The sequence below is a fragment of the Clostridioides sp. ZZV15-6598 genome, from assembly GCF_020657705.1.
GTDB lineage: Bacteria > Bacillota > Clostridia > Peptostreptococcales > Peptostreptococcaceae > Clostridioides > Clostridioides difficile_F.
The window spans coordinates 1-3,619 of the sequence record NZ_JAGWCS010000218.1 but is presented as its reverse complement, the minus strand read 5'-3'; the positions used below and the strand labels follow the sequence as shown (position 1 = coordinate 3,619).

The following is a 3,619-nucleotide window of genomic DNA, read 5'->3' as shown; positions in this document are numbered from 1 at the left end:
GAATAGTTATACTTATAAATAATTATAAAAATAGGAAATTAAATTTTTTAATACTAACTTTTTTTGAATTTGAATCGTTATATATAGTGATGGAGGTGATAATAGTGAGTGATGCTAAGATTATAGCACAAATAAAAGCGGGTAAAAAAGAATTGTTTGATACTTTAATTGAAAAACATTATAATAGCGTCTATTGTTATTGTTATCGCCATGTGGATAATCAAATGACTGCACAGGATTTGACTCAAGATGTATTTGTAACAGTTATAAAAAACATAAGTAATTATAAACATTATGGTAAATTTGAAAATTATTTATATGTTATTGCTAGAAACAAGTGTAAGGATTTTTGGAAGAAAAAACAACCCATCTATTTAGAGTCACTAGACAAAGAGGAGTCTAAGCAAGAATTAGTAGATGTAGAAAACAAAATATTTGTAAAAGAAGCTTTGGCTAAATTGCCAGAGGTAGAATTTGAAGTAGTAATTTTGCGGTATTATCATGATTTAAAATTTAAGGATATAGCTAAGATTATGGGTTCAAGTGTATCTGTTACAAAGTATAGGATGAATATGGCCTTAAAAAAATTAGAAACATATATGGAAGGAGGTAAACTATGAACAAGAAAAAAATTAAAAAAAGTTTAATGGAATATACAGTTCCTAAATATGAAGCTTCAGCTTTTGAAAATACTATTGAAACAGTACATAGAATAACATTTAGTAATGCTGATAAAAGAATGAACAGGATAGATTTTTTTATGTCTCAAATTGGTTTTATACGAAAAAGAACTTGGATTATGCAATTTCTAGTGTTATGTACAATATGTGCATTGCTACTTGATTCAGCAAGAGAGAATAACTCATTTTATGAGATGTTAGCCTTGGTTTCTATAGCAGCTCCACTTTTTATATTAACTAATCTAGAAGAAATAGCAAAAGTATATAACAATAGTGTATTAGAGATAGAATTTTCAACTAAAAATACACTACATAAAATTATTGCTACTAGAATGATTGTTTTCGGAGTAAGTGATTTATTACTTATGTGTATTGTCTTATTACTAGCAAAACAAATAATTGATATTAATATCTTGTATATAATAATTTATATATTAGTACCTTTTAACTTAATGTGTATTGGATGCTTAGAAATTATAAATAGAAACAAAGGTAAACATACAAATTACTATTGTATGATTTATGGTATATCTCTTACCTTGTTAATATTTATGCTTGGTACTTTCAAAAATAGTATATATCAATTTGAAGCAATAGACCAATGGTTAATTATTTTTTTAGTGACATCAGTAACATTAATATATGAAATAAAAAAAACATGGAAACATCTTTGTTCATTTGAAAACATTATTATCTAAATAATAAATAACAATATATAGTATTAGGAGGAATAGTATGGAACTAAGTTTAGAACGTCTAACAAAACAATATGATAACAAAATTATAGTAGATAGGATAGAATTCAAACTAAATGAAGGTATATATGGGTTTTTGGGAGAAAATGGAGCAGGAAAAACAACTCTTATGAGAATGATTTGCGGGGTATTAAGACCAACTTCTGGAGAAGTGAAGGTAGATGGTAAAAATAATTTAGATATGGGAGAAGATTTTAGAGATATGATTGGATATCTCCCTCAAGACTTTGGATATTATCCTGACTTTACTGCAAAAGAGTTTATGCTATATATAGCTTCATTAAAAGGGTTAATTCCTAGTTACGCAAAAGAAAAATCACAAGAACTATTAGAAATGGTTAGATTATCAGATGTCGTTAATAAAAAAATAAGAACGTTTTCTGGTGGTATGAAACAAAGACTTGGATTTGCTCAGACATTACTTAATGACCCTAAAATCTTAATATTAGACGAACCAACAGCAGGTTTGGACCCAAAAGAAAGAGTCCGTTTTCGTAATTTGATTTCAGAATTCTCTAAGGAAAAGATTGTAATTTTATCTACTCATATTGTATCTGATGTAGAACATATTGCAGATAAAATTTTAATCCTTAAAAAAGGAAATCTCATTTTGAATGGCTCAGTAGAAGCAGTAACATCAAAAATAAAAGATAAAGTATGGAAATGTGTAGTTAATGAAAATGAAGTAGATTATATGGCTAATAAATATTGTTTAGCAAATATCCATCACTCTGGAGGTGTTGCCACACTCAGAATTGTAAGTGATACAAAGCCACATGATAATGCATGTAATCTAAGAGAGACATTAGAAGATTTATATTTATATTGTTTTAATGAAGTACTATAAATATGTGTGAGGAGATAAACATGTCTACATTAATTAAATTTGAATTAAAAAAGATAATAAAAAGAAAATCTACAATAGCAGTTATTTTAGGAAGTTTAGTTTTAAGTATATTTCTTTTTGCCTTAATGCCATTTCAAGAAAAATCTTACGATACGAATGGAAAAGAGTATAGAGGGCTACAAGCTATTGAACTTTCAAAACAACAATCTAAATTAAACAAGGGATACATAACAGATAAAAAAGTGGAAAACTCAATCAGAGAATATCAAAAAATATTTAATAATCCAAATAATATTGTAAAAGATGAAAATGGGTTTTCAAATTTTAAACAAGATGTTTATTGGAGATTCTTTTATCCAAATAAAACATTTTATAACTTTATAACAGAATCATATAGTGAACCAAATGATTTTAATTCTACCATACTTCAATCAATGCCATTAAAAAAAGGAAGTCACTTTTATAAGTCTAGAAATGAAAAAGTAAATACTATTTTAAATATGGAATATTCGCATGGTAATTACACACAAAAAGAAAAAGAGTTTTGGCTATCTAAGAATAAAGATATACAAGAACCATATTTAAATGGATATTACCAAGGATGGAATTATTTTGTATTATCTAGAGACTTACTAATTTTCACTATATTAGCTATCTGTATAAGTATAGCTTCTGTATTTTCAGGAGAATATCAATCAGGCACTGATTCAGTGATATTGTCTTCTAAATATGGAAAAACAAAGCTTATAACAGCTAAAATAATAAGTTCCTTTTTATTTGGGACAATTGTTTTTCTAATAAATACAATTATATGTGTTGGGATTCTTCTATTGTCTTTTGGAGTAGATGGATGGAATTTACCATTACAACTTACAACAAGCTCAACACCATACCCAGTCACATTTTTACAAGCAACCTTATTGAGTATTTTGGTTATCTATATGATATTAATAGCATTGATTGGATTTACACTTTTATTATCCTCTTGCATGAAGTCGCCTTTTCCCGTTTTAATTACAGATATAGTGTTACTATTTATACCACTGTTCTTAAAATATAGTGAGACAAACTGGCTATATAATCAGATTCTTCGAATTTTGCCATCAAATGCTATTTCATTCTCATTTTCTGAGTATATAAACTACAGGTTTGGAAGCTTAGTAATAGATTTACCTACAATGATTATTTTTACAGGTTTAATATTATCAATTATTTTTTTACCTTTTATTAAGAATAACTTTAGAAAACATCAAGTTAATTAATATATAATATAAAAATAATAATATAAAAAAGACATAAATGAAAAATAATTCATCTATGTCTTTTTATACTGTCTT

4 protein-coding genes are annotated in these 3,619 nt (G+C 26.5%); all 4 read left to right on the top strand.

Annotated features, from left to right (window positions below):
- Positions 1–104: 104 nt before the first annotated feature.
- The 4 genes from KGF50_RS20730 to KGF50_RS20715 are packed head-to-tail and all read left to right on the top strand — an operon-like array spanning position 105 to position 3,544.
- Entirely contained in the window at positions 105–620 is a 516-nt protein-coding gene (locus KGF50_RS20730) for an RNA polymerase sigma factor (protein ID WP_227849810.1), read from the top strand.
- Positions 617–1,378 (top strand): hypothetical protein, encoded by a 762-nt coding sequence (locus KGF50_RS20725; RefSeq protein ID WP_227849809.1) that lies wholly within the window; start codon positions 617–619, stop codon positions 1,376–1,378. Before KGF50_RS20730 ends, KGF50_RS20725 begins: the two co-directional genes overlap by 4 nt.
- Before the next feature lie 37 nt (positions 1,379–1,415).
- Complete coding sequence (locus tag KGF50_RS20720; protein ID WP_227849808.1) at positions 1,416–2,282, top strand: ABC transporter ATP-binding protein; 867 nt, start codon at positions 1,416–1,418, stop codon at positions 2,280–2,282.
- Between the two features lie 20 nt (positions 2,283–2,302).
- Entirely contained in the window at positions 2,303–3,544 is a 1,242-nt protein-coding gene (locus KGF50_RS20715) for an ABC transporter permease (RefSeq protein WP_227849807.1), read from the top strand.
- Positions 3,545–3,619: the final 75 nt, after the last annotated feature.

Excerpts from the sequence above, each read along its gene's own strand:
- KGF50_RS20725 (WP_227849809.1), top strand. The coding sequence starts at position 617 with ATGAACAAGAAAAAAATTAAAAAAAGTTTAATGGAATATACAGTTCCT.
- KGF50_RS20720 (WP_227849808.1), top strand. The coding sequence starts at position 1,416 with ATGGAACTAAGTTTAGAACGTCTAACAAAACAATATGATAACAAAATT.
- KGF50_RS20715 (WP_227849807.1), top strand. The coding sequence starts at position 2,303 with ATGTCTACATTAATTAAATTTGAATTAAAAAAGATAATAAAAAGAAAA.